The 22524-nt window shown below is 72.9% G+C and carries 20 protein-coding genes and 1 tRNA gene; 17 read left to right on the top strand and 4 right to left on the bottom strand.

Going from position 1 to position 22524, the window contains the following annotated elements:
* Positions 1-225: 225 nt before the first annotated feature.
* From ACZ4VA_RS28515 to ACZ4VA_RS28570, 12 genes are all read left to right on the top strand, one after another.
* A complete protein-coding gene (locus ACZ4VA_RS28515) occupies positions 226-1455 on the top strand; it encodes an MBL fold metallo-hydrolase (RefSeq protein ID WP_355792035.1) in 1230 nt (409 codons plus the stop codon).
* Between the two features lie 354 nt (positions 1456-1809).
* Entirely contained in the window at positions 1810-4008 is a 2199-nt protein-coding gene (locus ACZ4VA_RS28520) for an ATP-binding protein (protein ID WP_468082964.1), read from the top strand.
* A 59-nt stretch (positions 4009-4067) separates the two neighbouring features.
* Positions 4068-4502, top strand: coding sequence for a roadblock/LC7 domain-containing protein (locus tag ACZ4VA_RS28525; protein ID WP_356166088.1), 435 nt, complete (start codon positions 4068-4070; stop codon positions 4500-4502).
* 2 nt (positions 4503-4504) lie between these two features.
* On the top strand, positions 4505-4876 hold the full coding sequence (locus tag ACZ4VA_RS28530; protein WP_355795961.1) for a DUF742 domain-containing protein: 372 nt from the start codon (positions 4505-4507) through the stop codon (positions 4874-4876).
* Positions 4854-5453, top strand: coding sequence for a GTP-binding protein (locus ACZ4VA_RS28535; protein ID WP_355795964.1), 600 nt, complete (start codon positions 4854-4856; stop codon positions 5451-5453). Before ACZ4VA_RS28530 ends, ACZ4VA_RS28535 begins: the two co-directional genes overlap by 23 nt.
* A gap of 28 nt (positions 5454-5481) precedes the next feature.
* Positions 5482-6072, top strand: a complete 591-nt coding sequence (locus ACZ4VA_RS28540; protein ID WP_356166083.1) for a GAF domain-containing protein — start codon at positions 5482-5484, stop codon at positions 6070-6072.
* A gap of 181 nt (positions 6073-6253) precedes the next feature.
* Positions 6254-7282 carry an L-threonine 3-dehydrogenase gene (gene tdh / locus ACZ4VA_RS28545; RefSeq protein WP_355793501.1) on the top strand — a complete coding sequence of 343 codons (1029 nt, stop codon included), beginning with the start codon at positions 6254-6256 and terminating at the stop codon, positions 7280-7282.
* Positions 7283-7317: 35 nt separating this feature from the next.
* Positions 7318-8511 (top strand): glycine C-acetyltransferase, encoded by a 1194-nt coding sequence (locus ACZ4VA_RS28550; protein WP_355793499.1) that lies wholly within the window; start codon positions 7318-7320, stop codon positions 8509-8511.
* A 40-nt stretch (positions 8512-8551) separates the two neighbouring features.
* Positions 8552-9454 carry a LysR family transcriptional regulator gene (locus tag ACZ4VA_RS28555; protein ID WP_356166079.1) on the top strand — a complete coding sequence of 301 codons (903 nt, stop codon included), beginning with the start codon at positions 8552-8554 and terminating at the stop codon, positions 9452-9454.
* Positions 9455-9504: 50 nt separating this feature from the next.
* Complete coding sequence (locus ACZ4VA_RS28560; RefSeq protein WP_389391403.1) at positions 9505-10077, top strand: helix-turn-helix domain-containing protein; 573 nt, start codon at positions 9505-9507, stop codon at positions 10075-10077.
* The gene (locus tag ACZ4VA_RS28565; protein ID WP_389391402.1) at positions 10026-10601 is read left to right on the top strand and encodes a GNAT family N-acetyltransferase; all 576 of its coding nucleotides are present in this window, start codon (positions 10026-10028) and stop codon (positions 10599-10601) included. Before ACZ4VA_RS28560 ends, ACZ4VA_RS28565 begins: the two co-directional genes overlap by 52 nt.
* A 118-nt stretch (positions 10602-10719) precedes the next feature.
* Positions 10720-11298, top strand: coding sequence for a dihydrofolate reductase family protein (locus ACZ4VA_RS28570; RefSeq protein ID WP_355789422.1), 579 nt, complete (start codon positions 10720-10722; stop codon positions 11296-11298).
* Between the two features lie 19 nt (positions 11299-11317).
* Here the strand turns inward: ACZ4VA_RS28570 and ACZ4VA_RS28575 are convergent, their stop codons facing one another.
* Positions 11318-12061 (bottom strand): VOC family protein, encoded by a 744-nt coding sequence (locus ACZ4VA_RS28575; protein WP_356237943.1) that lies wholly within the window; start codon positions 12059-12061, stop codon positions 11318-11320.
* A 165-nt stretch (positions 12062-12226) separates the two neighbouring features.
* Here ACZ4VA_RS28575 and ACZ4VA_RS28580 point away from each other — a divergent pair, with 165 nt between their 5' ends.
* On the top strand, positions 12227-12586 hold the full coding sequence (locus tag ACZ4VA_RS28580) for an MmcQ/YjbR family DNA-binding protein (protein WP_468082969.1): 360 nt from the start codon (positions 12227-12229) through the stop codon (positions 12584-12586).
* Positions 12587-12626: 40 nt separating this feature from the next.
* Here the strand turns inward: ACZ4VA_RS28580 and ACZ4VA_RS28585 are convergent, their stop codons facing one another.
* Entirely contained in the window at positions 12627-13544 is a 918-nt protein-coding gene (locus ACZ4VA_RS28585; RefSeq protein WP_389391399.1) for a transketolase family protein, read from the bottom strand.
* Between the two features lie 100 nt (positions 13545-13644).
* Positions 13645-14355 (bottom strand): transketolase, encoded by a 711-nt coding sequence (locus tag ACZ4VA_RS28590; protein WP_388902604.1) that lies wholly within the window; start codon positions 14353-14355, stop codon positions 13645-13647.
* A 161-nt stretch (positions 14356-14516) separates the two neighbouring features.
* Between ACZ4VA_RS28590 and ACZ4VA_RS28595 the strand changes: the two genes are divergently transcribed.
* From ACZ4VA_RS28595 to ACZ4VA_RS28605, 3 genes are all read left to right on the top strand, one after another.
* Positions 14517-14590 (top strand) — tRNA-Pro (locus tag ACZ4VA_RS28595).
* 652 nt (positions 14591-15242) lie between these two features.
* Complete coding sequence (locus tag ACZ4VA_RS28600; protein ID WP_356166060.1) at positions 15243-18977, top strand: S8 family serine peptidase; 3735 nt, start codon at positions 15243-15245, stop codon at positions 18975-18977.
* A 137-nt stretch (positions 18978-19114) separates the two neighbouring features.
* Positions 19115-20107, top strand: a complete 993-nt coding sequence (locus ACZ4VA_RS28605) for a helix-turn-helix transcriptional regulator (protein WP_355787510.1) — start codon at positions 19115-19117, stop codon at positions 20105-20107.
* 31 nt (positions 20108-20138) lie between these two features.
* Here ACZ4VA_RS28605 and ACZ4VA_RS28610 read toward each other — a convergent pair whose 3' ends face one another.
* The gene (locus ACZ4VA_RS28610; protein ID WP_355787513.1) at positions 20139-20684 is read right to left on the bottom strand and encodes a cysteine hydrolase family protein; all 546 of its coding nucleotides are present in this window, start codon (positions 20682-20684) and stop codon (positions 20139-20141) included.
* 392 nt (positions 20685-21076) lie between these two features.
* On the opposite strand from ACZ4VA_RS28610, the gene ACZ4VA_RS28615 reads away from it, so the two are divergent.
* Positions 21077-22462: a serine/threonine-protein kinase gene (locus tag ACZ4VA_RS28615; protein ID WP_452924730.1), complete on the top strand. Its 1386-nt coding sequence runs from the start codon at positions 21077-21079 to the stop codon at positions 22460-22462.
* Positions 22463-22524 lie beyond the last annotated feature (62 nt).

The following is a 22524-nucleotide window of genomic DNA, read 5'->3' on the forward strand; positions in this document are numbered from 1 at the left end:
GGCCGGAGGGGTCGTGGGCGGCGGGGCCCTTGGTGAACCCGCGGTCGGGATCCGCAGGGATGATAGCCGGGCGACCCCGCTTACTGAACGGCGGATCAGTTGCGGACGCGGGGCGGGCAACCGGCCGGTGGGGTCCGGGACACCGTGCCGTCACCCGAATGACCCGGCGTTGTCGGAGGGGCGGACCATAATGGAATGTCAGACCGACTCCACCAGGAGGTTGCCGTGACCGGTTCCCGTCCCCTGAGCTCCGGGCTCCGCTCGTTGCGGCCCGCCGCCTTCGGCGCGGATCCGAGCGGCGAGCGCCTGGAGCGCATCCGCAGGTCGCCCAATTTCGCCGACGGTGTCTTCAAGAACCCGGAGAGTGCCCGGATCCGCCCCGACGGTTCCATGATCGAGCTCGCGAAGGTCTTCTTCCGCCGGGACGAGCGGCCCCACCGGTCCCCGGTCGGCACGGTGCCGGTGCACCCCACGACCCTCGCTGACCTCGCGGCGCCCCCTGCGAGCGGACTGCGGATCACCTGGATGGGACACTCCAGCGTGCTGGCCGAGATCGACGGGCACCGGGTGCTCTTCGACCCGGTGTGGGGCGACCGCTGCTCCCCGTTCGCCTTCGCCGGACCCAAGCGGCTGCACCCCGTGCCCCTGCCGCTGGCCGCCCTCGGCCCGGTCGACGTCGTCGTCATCTCGCACGACCACTACGACCACCTGGACATGCCGAGCATCAAGGCCCTGGCCGGCACGGACACGGTCTTCGCGGTGCCGCTCGGGGTCGGCGCGCACCTGGAGCGCTGGGGCGTCTCCGCCGACCGCCTGCGCGAGCTGGACTGGAACGAGTCGACGAAGGTCGGCGGCCTCACCCTGACCGCCACCCCGGCGCGCCACTTCTGCGGCCGCGGCCTGCGCAACGCGCAGCACACGCTCTGGGCCTCCTGGGCCGTCGCGGGCGACGAGCACCGGATCTACCACAGCGGTGACACGGGCTACTTCGAGGGCTTCAAGGACATCGGCGCCGAGCACGGCCCGTTCGACCTGACGATGATCCAGGTCGGCGCGTACAGCGAGTTCTGGCCGGACATCCACATGACGCCCGAGGAGGGCATGCGGACGCACCTGGACCTCCAGGGCGGCCGGCCCGCCGGCGTGATGATGCCGATCCACTGGGCGACGTTCAACCTCGCGACGCACCCGTGGGTGGAGCCCGGCGAGGGCACGATCGAGGCCGCCCGCGCGGCGGGCGCCCGTATCGCCCTGCCGCACCCGGGGGAGCCGTTCGAGCCCACGGCCGAGACCGTCCCGTCCGAGCCCTGGTGGCGTGGTGTTGCCCGGGAGCCCGAGGGCGGCTGGGACGCCCCGGCGAAGACGGCCGCCGCGGCCCCGGAGGCCACGGCGAGTGACCCCGAGGCCAGGTCCGCGGAGGGCACGGGAGAGCCGGAGACCGTCCCCGCCGGGTGACCGACCGGGGCGAGGAACCGTACGGCGAGGGCCGAGGAGCGCACCGCTCCTCGGCCCTCGCCGTTTGCCACTGACCGCTTCTGACCAGCTCCGATCGATTCGTTTCCGAAGGTGAGCGGATGTCCGAGGCGCTTGTCGGTCTGTCGTACGAAGCCTCATACCAGAGCGGGACGGTCTCCGCGGGAGTTTGTCAACTGCCCGTCGCACATGATGTGTTGCCGACTACTGTGAGTGGCCGTCGGGCGACGCGGGGTCGATCTCCTCGGCTCCGTCGGCCGACTCCGCGATGGCGCATGCCCGAGTCGCAGACCCGCGGGGGTCCCGTGCCCCCGACGCACCAGTACGAGGACGCCGATGTCTCACCTCCGCGCACCGGCCGCACGCGCAGACCGCCGTGAGGGCGGCCGGCACGGGCGGCCGGTCGCCCGCGCCGCTCCGCCGCTGCCCGAGACCCACATACGGTCTCAGCTGCTGCGGCTGGCCGTCCTGCCGCCGATCGCGGTGGCCCTGAGCGCCTGCGCCGCCGTCCTGTTCATCCTGCGCACGGCCGGGGCCCGGCCCAGCCCGACGCTGTGGGCCGTGCTCGCCGGAGCCGCCGGCGTGGCGTGCGCGGGGATCGTGATCGCCGCGATCGCCGCCGACCGCGCGGCCAGGTCCGTCCGCGACCGCGTCGCCGCCCTGCGCCGCACCACCGCCCGCGGCGAGGCGGACCTGCGCGCCCTTGTCGACACCCTGCGCCGCGGCGAGGCCGCCCCCCAGCGCAAGCCGCGCAAGGGGCCGCCCGGGGACGCCGACGACTTCGAGCTGCTCGCCGCCGACCTGGTCCGCGCCCAGGACGGCGCGGTGACCGCGGTCGTGCAGGCCGCGCAGCTCTCCAGCCACGCGGGCAGCGAACAGAAGGTCGAGGTCTTCGTCAACCTGGCCCGGCGGCTCCAGTCCCTCGTGCACCGGGAGATCTCCATCCTGGACGAGCTGGAGAACGAGATCGAGGACCCGGACCTGCTCAAGGGCCTCTTCCACGTCGACCACCTCGCCACCCGCATCCGCCGCCACGCCGAGAACCTCGCCGTCCTCGGCGGGGCCGTCTCACGCCGCCAGTGGAGCAACCCCGTCTCCACGACCGAGGTGCTGCGGTCCGCGATCGCCGAGGTCGAGCAGTACTCACGGGTCAAGCTGGTGCCGCCGATCGACGGCACCCTGCGCGGGCACGCGGTCGCCGACGTCATCCACCTGCTCGCGGAGCTCGTCGAGAACGCCACCGTGTTCTCGGCCCCGCACACCCAGGTGCTGCTCCGGGCCAGCCTCGTCACCTCGGGACTGGCCGTCGAGGTCGAGGACCGGGGCCTCGGCATGCCCGTCGGCGAGCAGGACAAGATGAACGCCCTGCTCGCCGACCCCGACCAGGTCAACGTCGCCAGCCTGCTCCAGGACGGCCGCATCGGACTGTTCGTGGTCTCGCAGCTGGCCCGGCGGCACGGCATCCACGTACGGCTCCAGGCGAACATCTACGGCGGCGTCCAGGCCGTACTCGTCGTACCGCAGGCGCTGCTCGGCACGGACCCGGAGGAGCCCGGGGCGGTGCCGCGGGCACCGGCGCGGGAGGCGGCGCAGCCGCCGCGTCCGGCGCCCGGCCCGCCGCAGCTCCAGGCCGCCGGAGCCGCGCCCGAGCCGTCGGCGCCCCGGCACGCCGCGGCGCCCGCCCTGCCCCGGCAGACGCGTCAGCCGCGGCGGGCACCGGCCACCGCGTCCGGCGTCGACGGCGGCCCCGCGCCGCTGCCCCTGCGCGGCGCCCGCCAGGAGCGGCCCACCCCGGCGGAGGCCGTGCCCGGCGTCCGGCCCGAGGACCGGCGGACCGTGGCGGAGAACGCCGGCACCCCGCCCGTGCCGCGCAACGGCGCCGTGCGCGGCACCATGGGCAGGCCGCCGCAGCTGCCCCGGCGCCGCGCCCAGGAGCACATCGCGCCCCAGCTCCGCGACGGTCCGACGACCCTGCCCCGGCCGGACGCCGACCAGCACGTCGGCCACGACCCCGGTCTGATGGCGGCCTTCCAGCGCGGCATCGGCCTCGCGGAGGCCGCCCAGCGGGAGACGGCCTACACGGAGCGGGACCAGCCGGCGCCGGACCACATGGACGCGCCGGCCATGGTGGAGGCCCTGCACATGGGCGTGCGCCACAGGGACGGGCTCCCGCCCGACGGCCCGCACGGAGAGCCGCCGCAGTCGGGCCTGCCGCACACCGACCTGTCCGCTCCGTCCCCCGCGGCCCACTTCGGCGTGTCGCCCCAGCCGTCCGCGCCCCACCCCGCTTTCCCGGGGGAGCCCCCGTCGTACGCCCCCGCGGGACAGGCGGCCCCGGACGGACGCCACATGGAGGGCCCGCCCATGGAGCACCTGCCTGTGGAGGCCGAGACGTCCATGGAGGCGCCGCACATAACCGAGGAGCAACCGACCCACGCGTCCGCGCGGCACGAAGCGCACGGAGTGCGCGAGATCGCGCCCGCGCCAGGACACGACTTCACCACCCGGCACGACGGGAGCGCACCGGCCGGATGACCAGCACCCCCACCCCCACCGCTCCCGCAGACCTTCGTATTCCAAGGAGTCGATCCATCATGGCGAGCGATGCGCCGACCGGCCATGTATCCGACCTGGACTGGCTGATGAGCGGCCTCGTCCAGCGCGTACCGCACACCACGAGCGCGGTGCTCCTGTCCTGCGACGGGCTCGTGAAGTCGGTCCACGGCCTCGACACCGACAGCGCCGACCACATGGCGGCCCTGGCCTCCGGCCTGTACTCCCTCGGGCGCAGCGCCGGACACCGCTTCGGCGACGGCGGCGACGTACGCCAGGTCGTCGTCGAGCTCGACTCGATGCTGCTGTTCGTCTCCACCGCCGGCTCGGGCACCTGCCTCGCCGTGCTCGCCGGGCGCGAGGCCGACGCGGCGGTGCTCGGCTACGAGATGGCGATGCTGGTCAAGAGCGTGCGGCCGTATCTAGTGACCGCGCCCCGGCAGGTCGCCGTCGAACCGTCGGCGATGAGGCCTTGAGGGTGGCCGCGGCCGGCGACGGGCCCTGGCTCGACGACGCGGCCGGCCGGCTGGTGCGCCCGTACACGGTGAGCAACGGCCGGACCAGGCCCACGACCGCGCTCGACCTGCTCTCGCAGGTGATGACCACCGGGGCGACCCCGCTCGGTTACCTCGGCCCGGAGCACACCCAGGCACTCGAACTGTGCCGGGGGCCGCTGTCGGTCGCGGAGATCGCCGCGCACCTGAAGCTGCCGGCGGCGGTCACCAAGGTGCTGCTGTCGGACCTCGTCGACTGCGGGGCGCTGACCACCAAGCCTCCCGAGTTCCACCACAACCCCACTGACCGGTCTCTTCTGGAGGCAGTGCTCGATGGACTACGACGACAGCTCTGATCCCTTCCCCACCGCACTGAAGATCTTGGTGGCGGGCGGGTTCGGGGTCGGCAAGACGACCTTCGTCGGCGCGGTGAGCGAGATCGCGCCGCTCAGTACGGAGGAGCTGCTCACCACGGTCAGCGCGGCGACCGACAACCTCGACGGGATCGAGAACAAGGTCGAGACGACCGTGGCGATGGACTTCGGGCGCATCACCCTGGACCCGGAACACGTGCTCTACCTGTTCGGCACCCCCGGGCAGGAGCGGTTCTGGTTCATGTGGGACGAGCTGTCCGAGGGCGCGCTCGGCGCGGTGATCCTCGCCGACACGCGCCGCCTGGAGGAGTGCTTCGCCGCCGTCGACTTCTTCGAGCAGCGCGGCCTCGGGTTCATCGTCGCGATCAACGAGTTCGACGGCTCGTACCGCTACGACCCCGACGAGGTGCGCGCGGCCATCGACCTCGATCCGGAGGTCCCCGTGGTGCGCTGCGACGCCCGGATCTCCAGCTCCGGGGTGCAGACCCTGCTCACGCTGGTACGCCATCTCCTCGCCCACGCGCCGACCCACGTCCCCAGTCACGGGGCCCACACATGAGCCCCGTCCCGAATCGAGGAGCCCGCCCATGACTTACGACCCTCCGCGTCCGGCAGGCCGCCTGCTGCTGACCCCGGAGGACAAGGACGCGCCGACCAGGGTGCGGCGATTGCGCCGGCTGGGCCTGGGCGAGCGCGCCGAGCCGGCCTTCGACGCCTTCGCGGACCGGCTCGCGGAGGTCGCCGCGGTGCCGTACTCGATGGTCAACTTCATCGACGAGAAACGGCAGTTCTTCGCCGGTCTGCACACACCGGACGGTGCGGGCTCGGGCGCCCGGCTGATCACCGCGGCGACCGCGGACGGCGGCACGCGCGGCTTCGGGCGCCACCTGACCCGCGACTACGGCTTCTGCCCGCATGTGGTGGTCCGCCGCAAGGCGCTGGTCCTGGAGGACGTCTGCGACTATCCGCGGTTCGCCGGGAACCCGGTCGTCGACGAGATCGGCATCCGCTCCTACCTGGGCGCCCCGCTCATCGACCGCACCGGCATCGCCCTCGGCACGGTCTGCGTCGTGGACGTCGAACCGCGCCCGTGGGGGAGAGCCGGCCTGGAGACGATCAAGTCGATGGCGTCGGAACTCGTCGCGCAGCTCGAACGCCGGGAGGCCCACGGCCCGTGAGCGCGCCCTCCGGTCGGCGGGGCGCGGGGGCGTGAAGGAAAGCTGCGGCGGCGCTTAAGAAAACCTCGATGGACCGGGGCACGCGTCGTACGGCAGATTTCGGGGGGATCACACCCCTCTCCCCGGTACGGGCCGCTTCGGCGTACCCCGCTCCGGGACCTCACCCACAGGAGCCGTAGCGTTGAAGGCGCTGGTCAAGGAGAAGGCGGAACCGGGCCTCTGGCTCGCGGACGTACCCGAGCCGTCCATCGGTCCCGGCGATGTACTGATCAAGGTCCTCAGGACCGGCATCTGCGGCACCGACCTGCACATCCGCAACTGGGACGGCTGGGCGCAGCAGGCGATCCGCACCCCGCTCGTCCTCGGGCACGAGTTCGTCGGCGAGGTCGTCGAGACCGGCCGTGACGTCGCCGACATCGCGGTGGGCGACCGGGTCAGCGGCGAGGGGCACCTGGTCTGCGGCAAGTGCCGGAACTGCCTGGCCGGCCGCCGTCACCTGTGCCGGGCCACCGTCGGTCTCGGTGTCGGCCGCGACGGCGCGTTCGCCGAGTACGTGGCCCTGCCCGCCGCCAACGTGTGGGTGCACCGCGTGCCGGTGGACCTCGACATCGCCGCGATCTTCGACCCGTTCGGCAACGCGGTGCACACGGCGCTCTCCTTCCCGCTGGTCGGCGAGGACGTCCTGGTCACCGGTGCCGGACCCATCGGCCTGATGGCCGCGGCCGTCGCCCGGCACGCCGGCGCCCGCAACGTCGTCATCACCGACGTCAGCGAGGAGCGGCTGGAACTCGCCCGCAAGATCGGTGTGAGCCTCGCCCTGAACGTCCGGGAGGGGACCATCGCCGACGGCCAGCGCGCGCTGGGACTGCGTGAGGGCTTCGACATCGGCCTGGAGATGTCCGGCCGCCCCGAGGCGATGCGCGACATGATCGCCAACATGACGCACGGCGGGCGGATCGCCATGCTGGGGCTGCCCGCCGAGGAGTTCCCGGTCGACTGGTCCCGGATCGTGACGTCCATGATCACCATCAAGGGCATCTACGGCCGGGAGATGTTCGAGACCTGGTACGCGATGTCGGTCCTGCTCGAAGGCGGACTCGACCTCGCCCCCGTCATCACCGGCCGGTACGGCTACCGCGACTTCGAGGCGGCCTTCGCGGACGCGGCGAGCGGCCGCGGCGGCAAGGTCATCCTCGACTGGACCGCGTAACCCCCTCCCGCGCTAGCACTTCAGGAGCCTTTTCCATGTTCGACTCCGTACGCGACGACCTCCGCGCCACCCTCGACGAGATCCGCGCCGCCGGCCTGCACAAGCCCGAGCGCGTCATCGGCACCCCGCAGTCCGCGACCGTCGCCGTCACCTCCGGCGGCCGCCCCGGCGAGGTCCTCAACTTCTGCGCGAACAACTACCTCGGCCTCGCCGACCACCCCGAGGTCGTCGCCGCCGCGCACGAGGCACTCGACCGCTGGGGCTACGGCATGGCCTCCGTGCGCTTCATCTGCGGCACGCAGGAGGTGCACAAGGAGCTGGAGCAGCGCCTGTCCGCGTTCCTCGGACAGGAGGACACGATCCTCTACTCCTCCTGCTTCGACGCCAACGGCGGTGTCTTCGAGACGCTGCTCGGCGCCGAGGACGCGGTGATCTCCGACGCCCTCAACCACGCCTCCATCATCGACGGCATCCGGCTGTCCAAGGCGCGCCGCTTCCGCTACGCCAACCGTGACATGGCCGACCTGGAGCAGCAGCTCAAGGAGGCGTCCGGCGCCCGCCGCCGCCTGATCGTCACCGACGGCGTGTTCTCCATGGACGGTTACGTGGCCCCGCTGCGCGAGATCTGCGACCTCGCCGACCGCTACGACGCCATGGTCATGGTCGACGACTCGCACGCCGTCGGCTTCGTCGGCCCCGGCGGCCGGGGCACCCCCGAGCTGCACGGCGTCATGGACCGCGTCGACATCATCACCGGCACCCTCGGCAAGGCCCTCGGCGGCGCGTCCGGCGGCTACGTGGCCGCCCGCGCCGAGATCGTCGCCCTGCTGCGCCAGCGCTCGCGCCCGTACCTGTTCTCCAACACGCTCGCCCCGGTGATCGCGGCCGCCTCCCTGAAGGTCCTCGACCTGCTGGAGTCGGCCGGCGACCTGCGAGAGAGGCTGGCCGCCAACACGGCGCTGTTCCGCTCCCGGATGGCGGAGGAGGGCTTCGACGTGCTCCCCGGCGACCACGCGATCGCCCCCGTCATGATCGGGGATGCGGCCGTCGCCGGACGCCTCGCCGAGCTGCTCCTGGAGCGCGGTGTGTACGTGATCGGCTTCTCGTACCCGGTGGTCCCGCAGGGGCAGGCGCGTATCCGTGTGCAGCTGTCCGCCGCCCACTCGACCGAGGACGTGAACCGGGCCGTGGACGCGTTCGTGGCGGCCCGCGCGGAGCTCGACGTCTGAGCGGGATCCGAAGGCCCTGTGACCTGAGAGAATCGGTCGCATGATCGAGGCGCGGCGGCTCCACATCCTCCGTGCGGTGGCGGACCACCGCACGGTGACGGCGGCTGCCGCCGCGCTGTACCTCACGCCCTCGGCCGTCTCCCAGCAACTGGCCGCGCTGGAGCAGGAGACCGGCCACCGGCTCGTCGAGCGCGGCGCCCGGGGCGTACGGCTGACCCCGGCGGGCGAGATCCTGCTCGGTCACACGAACGAGGTCCTCGCCCAGCTGGAACGCGCCGAGGCCGAACTGGCGGCGTACAGCTCGGGCGCGGCCGGCACGGTCACCGTCGCCGCCTTCGCCACCGGCATCGGCCTGGTCGTGGCACCCGCACTGGCCCGCCTCGCGCTGACGGCGCCCGGCATCCGCCTGCGCGTGCAGGACGCCGAGGGGGACGCCAGCCTGCCCATGGTCCTGGATCGCCAGGTCGACGTCGCGGTCGCCGTCGAGTACCGGGGCGCCCCGGCCGCGGACGACCCGCGCCTGACCCACGTACCGCTCTACGCCGAGCCCTTCGACGCGGTCGTCCCCGTGACGCACCGACTGGCCGGCGCCGGCGAGGTGCCGCTCGCCGAGCTCGCCAAGGACCCCTGGATCGGCCCCTACCCGGGCAACCCCTGCCACGACGTGGTCGTCCTGGCCTGCGAGAACGCCGGGTTCCAGCCCCGCCTCGAACACTCCTCGGACGACTTCCGGGCCGTCGTCGCCCTCGCCTCGGCCGACGCCGGGGTCGCCCTGGTGCCCCGCTCGGCCCTGCGCGGCATGGACCTCACGGGTGTGGTGGTCCGCCCCGTCGACGGCACCGCACCGACCCGGCGCGTCTTCGCCGCCGTACGCCGCGGGGCGGAGGGTCATCCCCTGATCAGGCCCGTGCTGGAGGCCCTGGCGGAGGCCGCGACGGCGTGATCCGACGCGGCCTTCGTTTCGCGTCCCACATCTGGGATAGCATCCCGAATATGGGAAACGATGTGGAGGACGCCGTCGACGCCCGGCTCGCCGCCCGACTGGCCGAGCTGCGCGCCGAACGTGGCTGGTCCCTGGGCGAGTTGGCGGACCGCAGCGGAGTGAGCCGCTCGACGCTCTCGCGCGCCGAGCGGGCCGAGATCAGCCCCACGGCCGCACTGCTGAACCGGCTGTGCGGTGTCTACGGGCGCACCATGTCGCAGTTGCTCAGCGAGGTCGAGGCGGCCCCGGACCTGCTCGTGCGCGCCGCCGACCAGGCCGTCTGGAAGGACGCCGCGTCCGGTTTCGTACGACGCTCGGTCTCCCCGCCGCACGCGGGCCTGCGCGGTGAACTGGTCGAGGGCCGGCTCACGGCGGGCGCCGACATCGCGTACGACCGTCCGCCCGTCGCCGGCCTCGAACAGCACATCTGGGTCCTGTCCGGGAGCCTCGGCGTCACCGCGCGGGACGTCGAGCACCACCTCGCCGCCGGTGACTGCCTGCGGATGCGGGTGTGGGGACCGACCCGCTTCCGATGCCCCGGCCCCGAGGACGTCCGGTACGCGCTGGCGGTGGTGCTGCCGTGACCGCCGTGTCCCAGCTGACCTCGGACCAACTGCTGCACCACGCCGACGCGTTGGCGGACCTGCTGGCCGACACCGTGGACGGCGGAGCCTCCGTCGGGTTCCTCGCCCCGCTCGACCGCGCGGCGGCCCTCGCCTGGTGGCGGGAGCGCGCGGACGCGGTCGCCGCCGGGGAGCTCGCCGTCTGGGTGGCGCGCACCGGCGACCGGGTCACCGGCACCGTCGGCCTCGCCTTCCCCGGCAAGCCCAACAGCCGCCACCGCGCCGAACTGGTGAAGCTGATGGTGCACCGGGACGGCCGCGGGCAGGGCCTCGGACGTACGCTACTCGCCACCGCCGAGCGGGCGGCCGCCGCGGCGGGTGTCACCCTGCTGCACCTCGACACGGAGACGGGCAGCCCCGCCGAGTCCCTCTACCGCTCCGCCGGATGGACCCGCGTCGGCGCGATCCCGGACTACGCCGCGACACCCGGCGGCACGCTGCACCCCACGACGATCTTCTACAAGCACGTGGGCCCCGCCACCTGAGCCCGCGGGCCGCGTCAGGCGCCATTCGGCCGGTCGGGCGGGAGATTGCCCGCGTCGCGATGAGTTCCGCCGCCGCGCGCGGTCATAGTGTCGAACCCGGCACCGAGGAGGACTTCTGATGCGCAGCGTGACCTTTTCGATGAACGTCTCGCTCGACGGCTACATCGTGGGGCCGGACGGCGGCCTCGACTGGGGGGCGCCCGACGAGGAGCTCTTCCGTTTCGCCACCGACGAGGTGCGCGCGCTCGGCGTCCACCTGATGGGGCGGCGGCTGTACGAGACGATGCTGTACTGGGAGACCGCCGACCAGGACCCGTCGCTCGACGCCCCGACGCTGGAGTTCGCCGCGCTCTGGAAGGCCCTCCCGAAGGTGGTGTTCTCCACCACGCTGTCGGAGGTGGAGGGCAACGCGCGCCTGGCCTCCGGTGGCGTCGTGGAGGAGATCGAGCGGTTGCGGGCCGAGCCGGGAGAGAGCCCCATCGGGATCGGCGGCGCGACGCTCGCCGCCGAGGCGGCCGCGGCGGGACTGATCGACGAGTACCGGGCCAGGGTCTGCCCCCTGCTGCTCGGAGGCGGCATCCCGTTCTTCCCCCGTGACGAGCGCCGGGTGGACCTCGAACTCGTCGAGTCCCGCGTCGTCGGTCCGAGAGTCGTCTTCCTCCACCACCGGGTGCTGCGCGAGCCGAAGGACCACTGACCCGGCCCCGGAACCGGCGTCAGGACAGGGCGAGAACGCAGAACTCGTGGCCCTCCGGATCGGCGAGCACCGTCCAGGGGACGTCGCCCTGGCCGAGGTCCAGGTCGGTGGCGCCGAGGGCCCGCAGCCGGTCCACCTCCGCCTCCTTGTCGTCACCGGGGTAGGGCAGCAGATCGAGGTGGACGCGGTCCGGCACGGCCTTCGCGCCGGGCGTGCGGAGGAACTCCAGATACGGGCCGACGCCCGCGGCGGAGCGCAGCACCGCGTGCTCGTCGGTCACCTCGTGCAGCGTCCAGTCCACGGCCTCGCCCCAGAACCGGGCCATCGCCCGCGGGTCCACGCAGTCGACCAGCACCGTGGCGACCGGGCCGGTGTCCCGGTGGACCTCGCGCGGCTCCAGCACGCAGAACTCGTTGCCCTCCGGATCGGCGAGCACCGTCCACGGGACGTCGTCGCTCTGGCCAACCTGGGCGCGCGTCGCACCCAGGGCCTCCAGGCGGGCGACCAACTCGGCCTGATGGGCGGCGGACGTGGTGGCGAGATCGAGGTGCACGCGGTTCTTCGCCGCCGACTTGGGTTCCGGGACGGGCACGACGTCGATGCCCAGGAAGTCCGGGTGCGGCCAGACGAAGTCACCGCCGGGTCCGACGTAGGCGGTCACGCCGGGCTCATGCAGACTCCAGCCGAGCGCCTCCGCCCAGAACCCGCCGACCGCCGAGGGATCGACGGCCTTGATGTTCACCTGAACGGGTCGCAGTGGCATGCCGGTGATCCTATGCAGCGCCCGCGACGGCACCGCGTCCGCGCCCGCCGCCCGCACCGTCGGCCGGCCCCGCCCGCGGCCGAGTCGCTCACCAGCCACGACGGTCCGCCCGCCGCCGACGGCTCCGACGGGTGGATGTCAGTGGCATTGGCTACGGTGCGGTCCATGCCGGATGCCGAAGACGTACGCCGTATCGCCCTCTCCCTGCCGGACACGACGGAGAAGACCGCCTGGAGCATGCCCACCTTCCGGGTCGCGGGCAAGATGTTCGCCACGCTGCCCGAGAACGAGACCTCCATCGCCGTGCGCTGCCCGAAGGAGGAGCGCGACGAACTGGCCCTGGCGGAGCCGGGCAAGTTCTGGATCGCCGACCACGAGGCCAACTTCGCCTGGGTCCGCGTCCGCCTCGCCGCCCTGGAGGACGAGGACGAACTGCGTGACATCCTGGCCGACTCCTGGCGTCAGGCGGCACCGACCCGGCTCCTCGACTCCTACCCGGAGTTGGGACACCCGGCGACCGGCTGACGCGACGCCAGGGCCCGGGAGCGGCGTGGCCCGCTCACCGTCACCCGCTGACCCCGCCGCCCACGCCCAGGAAGCCGCCGATCCGCTCCCGCAGCGCCCGCGCGTCGAGTCCGTGGGCGGCCACGTGCTCGTCGACGCCGCCGTACCGGCGCAGTTCCCGGCGGCCCACGCCCAGGCCGAGGACCCGGTGCGGCACATCGGCCAGCGCGTCGTTGGCCTCAGCTGTCGACGTACCCGCCAGGTACGGCTCGACCAGGACGACGTCGGCGCCCGCCGCGTGCGTGGCCCGGCGCAGGCCCGCCGCGTCGAAGGGACGGACGGTGGCCGCGTACAGCACCGTCACGTCGAGCCCCTCCGTCGCGTCGAGGACGGCGTCGAGCATCGGGCCCACGGCGACGACCACGCCGGAGCGGCCCTCCCGGACGGTGTGGAAGTGGGCCCCGTCGACCGGCCGGCCGTGCGCATTCGACTGCACGGACAGGCGTACGTAGACCTTGTCGTCCCCGGCGGCCACCGCGTGCCGCAGCAGCGTCTCCGCCTCGTCCGGATGGCCCGGCACGTGCACGGTCCAGCCGTCCAGGGTGTCCAGCAGCGCCACGTCACCCGGTGACATGTGGGTGAAACCGCCGGCCGGCCAGTCGAAGGAGGCGGCCGCGCTGACCAGCACCGCACCGACGTCCTGGTGCCCGAGGTCGAGCTTGACCTGCTCGAAGGGCCGCTCCACCAGGAAGCTGGCGAAGGTGTGCACCACCGGCCGCAGCCCCGTGAGCGCGAGTCCCGAGGCCGCTCCGACGAGGAGCTGCTCGCGGATGCCCACGTTGATCACCCGGTCCGGGTGCCTGCGCCGGGCCTCCGCGAAGCCGTCCGTGCCGATCTCGGCGAGCACGACCGCGACGCGCGGATCCTCGTCGAGCAGCCGCCCCACCACGGGGGCGAAGCGGTCACGCATGGTGTCCATGGGATGTGTCCTTCCAGGCAGGGGCAGGCAGGGGGTGGCCGGTCCGCTCGATCCGCGCCGGGCGGAGGAGGCCGGGGGAGCGGTGACCGGACCGGTCGGCTCAGGCGTTCTTGGGCTCGACCCGGGCGACGACGACGTGCGGCCGTCCCGGGTGCGGCGCGGTGAAGGCGGCGTACAGCTCCGCGTGGTCGCGGCCGTCCACGGTCCGGGTGGACCAGCCGGCGGCCGCGAACCGCGCAGCGATCCCGCCGGGCCGGGCATGACTGGCCGAGGCGTTGTCGATGACGACGGTGTGCAGCCGGTCAAGGCCGGCCGGACCCGCGTACGCGATGGCCTCGTGGTTGCTGCCCTCGTCCAGCTCGGCGTCCCCGACCAGCACCCACACCGCCGGGTCGTCCAGCCCCTGGGCGCGCAGGCCGAGCGCCGTGCCGACCGCGATCGGCAGCCCGTGTCCGAGGGACCCGCTGCCGATCTCGGCGCCCGGGACCAGTACGCGGTCCGGGTGGTGCCCCAGCGGCGAGTCGTACGAGCCGAAGCCCGCGAGCCAGTCGACGGGGACGAAACCCTTGGCGGCGAGCACCGCGTAGTACGCCATGGGACCGTGCCCCTTGGACAGCAGGAACCGGTCCCGCTCGGGGGCGTCCGCCCGCTCCGGTCCCACGCGCAGGACCCGGTCGTAGAGCACCCACAGCGCGTCCAGGGTGGACGTCGCCGCGGGTCCGTGCTTCTCGTCGCCCGTCATCAGCCCCATGAGCCCGGGCAGGTCCTGGTACCGGTATCGCGCGTGACCGCGCTCCGTCGTGATCGTCATGCCGACGATCGTGCAACCTCAAGCGAGCTTGAGGTCAACACCCTCCGGGTGCGGGCCGCCGCTGTGTGTCGCGCCGTAAAAGCGGTGCGCGATCACCGGTCCGAGTGCGGTATTGTTTCCGTGCGCGTTCGGCCAGGGGAAACCCCAGGTCAGACGGGCATCGGGACGTGGCGCAGCTTGGTAGCGCACTTGACTGGGGGTCAAGGGGTCGCAGGTTCAAATCCTGTCGTCCCGACTTTGCCGTAACGCAAGTCGGAGGCCGTTCTCTCATCCGTGAGAGGGCGGCCTTTCGTGTGTTCCCGGACGTGCCGTGCCGCCACGTCCGGCTCGGACGCGGTGGCACGGCGGACGCCTCCGGGGCTCGCGGACCGCCGGGAGAGGAGCGGAGCTCTCAGGGCGTGACGATCGGGAACTGCGGGCAGGACGCCGCGCGAGCCGCCGAACCGAGGTGTGCTCATGGTGGTGCTCCAGTCCGAGGGGCCCGGCGGAGCGGGGGGACTGTGCGGAGACGGCCTGGGACGAGCCCGCCGTCGGCATGATCCACAGACTGGCCTCGACGTACTGCCGCGCCCCGGACCGGGCTGCCCAGGATGTCGGGACACCCGCGTCGCGTCCCCTTCGACCGGGGGAGTCGGCTGCTTTCGGGTATACGGGACGGCGGGAATTCCCCGACGGGATCTCCGTGATCTCACAGCAAGGTGATTCGGGGGACCGCGCAGGGCAGCACCGGGCGCCCCGGTGGCGGCCGTACGGCCCGCTCCCGTCGGCGCGGCCGGCCTGGTCTCGTACGGCTTCGCGTGCTTTGGGGCCGGCAAGTCCTTGCCATGGCGGTGACTTGCCGCCGACAGGCCTTCACGACGGTGTGAGCGGGTCGGTAGACCCATGGCATGTCCTCCCCCTCCAAGGCTTCCGCCTCCCGGTTCAGACGCCGGCGGCTGACCGCCGCCGCGACCGCCGTACCGCTGCTGGCATCCGTCCTCGTCGTCCTGCACACTCCCGCCCAGGCGGCTCCGAGCAAGCCCGCCGTGCCGGCCGAGTCCTCGGCGACCCATCGGGTCACCCTGGTCACCGGCGACGTCGTCACTGTCACCACGTCGGCCGACGGCAGGCAGACCGCCGATGTCGACCGGCCCGACAGCGCCGTCGGCGGCGTGAAACTCCAGCAGATCAAGGGGGATCTGTACGTCGTCCCGGACGAGGCGGCGGCACTGCTCGGCAAGGGCAGGATCGACCGGCGGCTCTTCAACGTCACCGATCTGATCGAGATGGGCTACGACGACGCGAAGTCGGCCACGGTGCCGTTGATCGCGACGTACGCCGGGACGAAGGCGCGCGAGGCCGTCGAACCGACGGCGCCCCGCGGCAGCAGAATGACGCGCGAGCTCAAGGGGATCCGTGCCGCCGTGCTCAGCACGAAGAAGCGGCAGGCCCGCACTTTCTGGACCTCCGTGGCTCCGCCCGGTGCCACCCGGCTGGGCGCGGGTGTCGCCAAGCTGTGGCTCGACGGCCGGGTCGAGCCCGACCTGAAGGAGAGCGTGCCGCTGATCGGCGCACCCGAGGCCTGGGCGGCCGGCTACACCGGCAAGGGCAGCAAGGTCGCGGTCCTCGACACCGGTGTCGACGCCGGGCACCCCGACCTCGCGGGCCTGGTCGACGCGACCGCCAGCTTCGTGCCGGACGAGGGTGTCACCGACGTCAACGGGCACGGTACGCACGTGGCGGGCACCATAGTCGGTTCGGGCGCCGCCTCCGGGGGCGACCACAAGGGTGTCGCACCCGACGCCGACCTGCTCGTCGGCAAGGTGCTCGGCGGAGCGGAGGGCTACGGCCAGGACTCCTGGGTCATGGCGGGCATGCAGTGGGCCGCCGAGTCCGGTGCGGACGTCGTCAACATGAGCCTCGGCGACTCCTACCCCACGGACGGCAGCGACCCGATGTCGCAGCTGGTCGACTCCCTGTCCGAGCGATACGGCACCTTGTTCGTCATCGCCGCTGGCAACGCCGGCCCGGAGACCATCTCCGCCCCCGGCGCGGCGGCCGCCGCGCTGACGGTGGCCGCCACGGACAAGGAGGACCGTCTCGCGTCCTTCTCCAGCACTGGACCGCTCGCCTCCTCCGGCGCCATGAAGCCGGACATCGCGGCGCCGGGCGTGGACATCACCGCCCCCCGTTCCCAGGCGATGACCGACGGCGGCGAGGGCTTCTACCGCACCCTCAGCGGCACCTCGATGGCCACCCCGCACGTGGCCGGCGCGGCGGCGATCCTGGCGCAGCAGCACCCGGACTGGACCGGCGCGCAGCTCAAGGAACATCTGATGAGTACGGCGAAGGGCCTCGACGACGGCTACTCGCCGTACGAGGTGGGGACCGGCCGGCTCGACGTGGCCGCGGCTGTGCGCACCCCCGTCCGCGGCACCGGCTCGCTCTTCTTCGGCAACTACACGTGGCCGCACCGGCCGAGCGACGGCGCCGTCACGAAGGAACTCACGTTCACCAACACCGGTTCCCACGACGCCACGCTCGACCTGGCGCTGAGCGACGACGGCGGCCCCTTCACCCTGGGAGCCGCCGAGGTGACGGTCCCCGCGGGCGGCACAGCCGTCGTCCCGGTGACCGGTGACCCGCGCACCGTCCCGCCGGGCCGGCACGTCGGCTGGGTGACCGCCACCGACGCGGCCACCGGCAAGCCGGTGACCCGCACGTCCGTGGCGCTGCTCAAGGAGGAGGAGCGCTACGACCTGACCATCAAGCTCGTCGGCCGCGACGGCAAGCCCGCCGCCGGCTGGGTCGGTGTCAACCTGGGCGGCGACGTCTGGCCGTACTCGCTCTACGTCGAGGGCTCGACGACCCTGCGCACCGCACCCGGCGTCTACACCGTCGCGGGCTACCTCGACGTCTCCGGCGAGAAGGCGGACCGCTCCGGGCTGGCCGTGCTGGTCGACCCGGAGACCGTGCTGGAGGACGGCTCCGCCGAGGTGGTGCTGGACGCGAGCAAGGCGCGCCTGCTGCGGACCGAGGCGCCGCAGCGCACCGAGGACCGGCAGCGCAAGGTCGACTTCAACGTCCACTACGACGGTCAGGACCCGTTCACGGACTATCGCAGCGCGTACGTGCTGCCGCCCATGTACGACGACGTCTACGTGGCGCCCACGAAGCCCATGAAGCACGGTGAGTTCATCCTGACCACCCGCTGGCGCAAGGGCGAGCCGCAGCTCGGACTGAGCACGCCCGGCGGTCGCCTCCGCTTCGACACGCTCGTCCAGTCCGGCAGCACCCTGCACACCGGCGAGGACCGGTTGGAGGTCGTCCACGCGGGCGCCGGCGCCGCGACCGCCTACGGAAAGATCCGGGCCAGGGGCAAAGTCGTCGTCGTCGACCGCAGCGACGAGGTCTCGCCGCAGGAGCGCGCCGAGGCCGCGGCCGCGGCCGGTGCGAAGGCGCTGATCGTGGTCAACGACGGTGCCGGGTCCCTCATGGAGTACGTCGGAGAGTCGGCCATCCCCGTCGCCGCCGTGCACCGGGACGCCGGCAGGACCCTCGCCGCGATGGCCAGGTCCGGCAAGCTGAAGCTGACCGTGAAGCAGACCGAGTACTCGCCGTACGTCTACGACCTGACCCGGGACTACCCCGGCCGGGTGCCCGACCGGCCCCTGGTCTACGAGCCTGCCAAGGCCGACCTGGCCCGGATCGACGCCCGCTACTACGCGGCCGCGGGCGACCGTGCGGCCGAGGGCTACCGCTCCGACTTCACGCTCAGCCCGTCGTTCAACATCCCCGAGCGGGAGCGGCACCCGGGCACCCGCACCGAGTACGTGACCCCGGGTCAGGTCTGGCGGGAGTTCCACACGCAGGGCGTCGACACGGCCCTGCCGTGGACGATGGTCTCCGGCGACAACACCTACACCCGGGGCAGCACCACCCGGCAGGACTGGTTCGCCCCGCTGACCCGGCCGGGCCAGAGCGAGTCCTTCGGCGTCTACAACTCGCGCTGGCAGAACTACATGACGTGGAACGTCCAGGCGTGGGCCTCGGCCAGCGGCACCCAGCGGCTCGGCGGCTACCTCCCGTGGGGTGAGACCCCGTCACACCTGCGCGTCTTCCAGGGCGACACGCTGATCCACGACAACCCGATGAGCGGGGACATGCAGTGGCAGGAGGTGCCCGCGGGCAACCTTCCCTACCGTGCCGTCCTCGACGTGGAACGGCCGGGCGAGGCCTTCCGGCTGTCGACGCGCACCCACACCGAGTGGACCTTCGTGTCCGACACCACCGACACGGACTTCTTCAAGCCGTTCTCGGTGCTGAACCTGGACTACGGGCTGGAGTCGGACCTGCACGGCGACGTGCGGGCCCGGGCGACGCAGCGGATCACGCTCAAGCCGGTGTCGTCCGACCTGGGCAAGGTCCCGGGCACCGTCACCAGGGTGCGGCTGGACGTCTCCCACGACGACGGCAGGACCTGGCAGAAGGTGACCCTGATCAGGGGCGCCCACGGCTCCTGGACCGGTTCGTTCAGGACGGCCGGCAAGCCCGGCGGCTTCCTCTCGGTCCGCGCGAGCGCCGAGACCGACCGCGGCTTCGGCGTCGAGAACGAGATCATCCGGGCGTACGGCCTGCGATGAGCCGCACCGTCGGGCCCCGGGGAGCCGACTCCCCGGGGCCCTTCCCCGCACAAGCCCTCCCAGCAGGGACTTTTCAAGATCTGCCGCCGTGGCCCATACTCTCCCCGCTGCGGCAAGCGGAGGAGAGTCGGTCGCTGATGCTGGATGTACTGGGCCTCGCGCCCGACGAGGAGCGCGTCTACCGGGCGCTCCTCGGCAGGCCGGACTCCACCGCCCCCCTCCTCGCCGAGGTGGTCGCCCTGCCGCGAGCCGACGTCGGCAACGCCCTGTCGCGGCTGGCGGACTGGGGACTGGCGACCAGATCGGCGGACGAGCGGTTCACCGCCGCACCGCCCGCGATGGCGCTCGGTGCCCTCATCGGCCAGCGCCGGGACGGGCTGCGCCTGGCGGAGCAGGCCCTGGTGACGTTCGCCGAGGAACACCGCGCGGCGATGACCGGCAGCAGCATCAGCGACCTGATCGAGGTCGTCACCGGAGTCGACGCCATCCGCCATCGCTTCCTCCAGGTCCAGCAGGCGGCCCGCACGGAGGTCCGCTCCTTCATCACCGCGCCGTTCGTCGCCCTGCCCCCCGACCAGAACACGGCCGAACCCATGGCCCTCGGCAGGGGAGTGCGCTTCCGGGCGGTTCTGGACCGAGCCGTGCTGGCGGAGCCGGGCATCGTCCACGACGCCATCGACTCGCTGCGCAACGGCGTACAGCTGCGCGTCGCCGACGAGTTGCCCATGAAGCTCGTACTGGCCGACGCCGACCTCGGGCTCGTCCCGCTCGCCGTCACGCCGGCCGGGGAGCCCGGCGCCGTACTGCTGCACCGCAGCGGCCTGCTGGACGCGCTGGACGCGCTGTTCGAGTCCGTGTGGCGCGCCGCCCACCCGCTCCGGCTCCCAGGCCCCGGAGACGCCGCCGACGTCTCCGTCGAGGTCGGCGCGGACGGCCCGACCGACCTCGACCGGCGCATCCTCGCGCTGCTGCTGGCCGGACTGACCGATCTGACGGTCGCCACGCAGCTCGGGCTGTCGCCCCGTACCCTCCACCGGCACCTGCGCCGTCTCATGGACCTGGCAGGGGTCAGGACGCGGATGCAGCTGGGCGGCCACGCCGTACGCCACGGCTGGGTGCCCCCGGGCTGAACGTCAGGCGAGGCGCGGCCAGCCCGCCGGGTCACCCCTTGGAGAAGTCGATCTCGTCGGTCGGGACGACGTCCGCGTTCATGTTGCGCTGCATCATGCGGAACGACGCCTCCGCCAGATCGGCGTGGATGTGCGCGACCCCGTCGCTCGGCACGGTCACCCGGAAGTGCCGGATGTGGGCGTCGAGCGCCGAGTACAGCACGCACTGCTCGGTGACCTGGCCGCACATCACGATGTGCCCGACGTCCTGTTGCTTGAGCAGGTACTCCAGGGGCGTCTGGTAGAAGATCGAGTGGCGGGCCTTGACGACGAAGAGGGACTCCTCGTCCGGCCTGATGGGCTCGACGAGGTCCGCGTGAGGCCCCCGCAGCGCGGCGTCGAGCAGCTCGTCGTGGTGCGAGCGCCACCGCCCGAAGTTGTCGTTGACGTAGATGACGTCCGCCCCCTGCTCGCGGGCCCGGCCGATCAGCCGCCGCATCGCCGGCAGGGTCTCGCGGACGGAGTCGACCAGCACCTCGGCATCCTCGTGCTCATAGGTGTTGATCATGTCGATGACGACCAGTGCGGTCTTCGTCATGTCGGAATCCACAAGATCCTCCTCGGCCCGGGGAACTGGGCCCACGGTGGCAGTGCGCGCACCTGCCCGCCCGCTCGACACGCTCCGGCCGCGCGGGGGTGCGGCGTTCGGGTGACGGGTCACGGCTCGCTCCCTTTATGATCACGAACGTACGGTCCGGTCTTGTGCGGTACCCACCCCGGTCCGCGCCATCCACGCGAGTTTCCTTCCGGCTCCCGTCGAGCGTGGAACGCGGTGCGGCACCTGCGGTGCCGGCCTCCGCGCGAGCGGTGGCCGGCACCGGCATCGGCCCGAAAAGGGATAGCGCGGCTCATTGTGGGAACGCGGACGGCTGCCGCGGGATCGCCGACGATCACGCGCCGGGTCCCACATCGTCCGTCGTAGGAGGGCACATGCCGGTACAGCTATGGCCGTTGCGGACGGACGCCCGCTTGGGGAGCAACGACGTGCTGGCGGGCCGCTACCGGCTGGACTCGTTCCTCGGCCAGGGCGGCGCCGCCGACGTGTTCGGCGGGTTCGACCTGCGGCTCAGGCGGCCGGTGGCCGTCAAGGTGTTCCGGCCCGGCACCGACGCGCAGACGGAGGAACGCTTCACCGAGGAGGCCGTGACGCTGGCCGGCCTCCAGCATCCCGGACTCGTCACCGTCTTCGACTCCGGCCGGGAGGCGGGCAGCCCTTACCTCGTCATGCAGCTCATCGCGGGGTCGACGCTGCGCGCACGCGCCGCCGCGGGAGTGCTGGGGCCCGCCGAGGTGTGCGCGCTCGGGGCAGCCTTGGCGGACGCTCTCGACCACGTCCACGCGGCCGGGGTCGTGCACCGTGACGTGAAGCCGTCCAACATCCTCCTGGACGAGACGGGCGCCCCCCACCTCACCGACTTCGGCATCTCGCGGCTGATGGACAGCACCGCGCGCACCGCCACCGGAGCCCTCGTGGGCACCGCCGCCTACCTGGCCCCCGAACAGGTCCTGGGCCAAACGGTCGGACCCGCCGCGGACGTGTACGCGCTCGGACTGACCCTCCTGGAATGCCTCAAGGGGGAACTGGAATACGACGGGACCCCGCTGGAGGCCGCGATAGCGCGCCTGCACCGGGCCCCGGCCTTCCCCTCCTTCCTCGACGACGGTCTGGCCGCTCTCCTGAGCGCCATGACCGCGCTGGACGAGCACGACCGCCCCGACGCCCGCACCTGCGCGGACGCGTTCGCGGCCCTGAGCAAGGGGGAGGCCCCCGTCGGAGTCCCCGCTCAAGCAGGACCCGTCGGGCAGGTGCCGGACGGCCATGACACGGCTCGGACCTTCTCCGCCGGCCCTGGGGCGTACGTCGCCGACGAAGGTGCCTCGCCGGGCCGCCGGGTGAGCGGGCGCACGCTGGCGACGGCGGGTGCGGTGCTGGCGGCGCTTCTCGGCGTCACGCTCACCGGGATGGTCGGCCTGGCCGACGGTCCCGACGCCGCGGCGGGCCCGGAGAACCACGTCTCGGCGGCGCCGGGTGCCAGCCCCTCGGACAGCTCCGCCGCCTCGCCCGGCCCGCGGACCGAGCCCGCTTCGGAGAGCCCGTCCGCGCGGGACGGGAAGCGGTCCGGGAGCCCGTCCGCGCGGGACGGGAAGCGGTCCGGCACGTCCGCCGCGGCCGTTCCGGCCGCCCGGAAGGCTCCCGGCCCCGGCCACCGGGCCGCCGGGCCGGCCCACTCCGAGCGGCAGGGCAAGGCCGCCCCGCAGCACAAGGCCCCGAAGAAGCAGAAGACGCCGCCTGGCAAGCACAAGGCCCCCAAGTAGGCCGTCGCCGACCGGCGTTGTCCGAAGGCGGGGCCCGTGCGTCTCCCGTTGAGAAATCGGTT

It is taken from the genome of Streptomyces sp. NPDC028308 (genome assembly GCF_055565855.1).

Coding starts and splice junctions, on each gene's coding strand:
- ACZ4VA_RS28520 (WP_468082964.1), top strand. CDS start 1,810: ATGTCTCACCTCCGCGCACCGGCCGCACGCGCAGACCGCCGTGAGGGC.
- ACZ4VA_RS28525 (WP_356166088.1), top strand. CDS start 4,068: ATGGCGAGCGATGCGCCGACCGGCCATGTATCCGACCTGGACTGGCTG.
- ACZ4VA_RS28535 (WP_355795964.1), top strand. CDS start 4,854: ATGGACTACGACGACAGCTCTGATCCCTTCCCCACCGCACTGAAGATC.
- ACZ4VA_RS28540 (WP_356166083.1), top strand. CDS start 5,482: ATGACTTACGACCCTCCGCGTCCGGCAGGCCGCCTGCTGCTGACCCCG.
- ACZ4VA_RS28550 (WP_355793499.1), top strand. CDS start 7,318: ATGTTCGACTCCGTACGCGACGACCTCCGCGCCACCCTCGACGAGATC.
- ACZ4VA_RS28555 (WP_356166079.1), top strand. CDS start 8,552: ATGATCGAGGCGCGGCGGCTCCACATCCTCCGTGCGGTGGCGGACCAC.
- ACZ4VA_RS28560 (WP_389391403.1), top strand. CDS start 9,505: ATGGGAAACGATGTGGAGGACGCCGTCGACGCCCGGCTCGCCGCCCGA.
- ACZ4VA_RS28565 (WP_389391402.1), top strand. CDS start 10,026: ATGCCCCGGCCCCGAGGACGTCCGGTACGCGCTGGCGGTGGTGCTGCC.
- ACZ4VA_RS28570 (WP_355789422.1), top strand. CDS start 10,720: ATGCGCAGCGTGACCTTTTCGATGAACGTCTCGCTCGACGGCTACATC.
- ACZ4VA_RS28575 (WP_356237943.1), bottom strand. CDS start 12,061: ATGCCACTGCGACCCGTTCAGGTGAACATCAAGGCCGTCGATCCCTCG.
- ACZ4VA_RS28580 (WP_468082969.1), top strand. CDS start 12,227: ATGCCGGATGCCGAAGACGTACGCCGTATCGCCCTCTCCCTGCCGGAC.
- ACZ4VA_RS28585 (WP_389391399.1), bottom strand. CDS start 13,544: ATGGACACCATGCGTGACCGCTTCGCCCCCGTGGTGGGGCGGCTGCTC.
- ACZ4VA_RS28590 (WP_388902604.1), bottom strand. CDS start 14,355: ATGACGATCACGACGGAGCGCGGTCACGCGCGATACCGGTACCAGGAC.
- ACZ4VA_RS28600 (WP_356166060.1), top strand. CDS start 15,243: ATGTCCTCCCCCTCCAAGGCTTCCGCCTCCCGGTTCAGACGCCGGCGG.
- ACZ4VA_RS28605 (WP_355787510.1), top strand. CDS start 19,115: ATGCTGGATGTACTGGGCCTCGCGCCCGACGAGGAGCGCGTCTACCGG.
- ACZ4VA_RS28610 (WP_355787513.1), bottom strand. CDS start 20,684: ATGACGAAGACCGCACTGGTCGTCATCGACATGATCAACACCTATGAG.
- ACZ4VA_RS28615 (WP_452924730.1), top strand. CDS start 21,077: ATGCCGGTACAGCTATGGCCGTTGCGGACGGACGCCCGCTTGGGGAGC.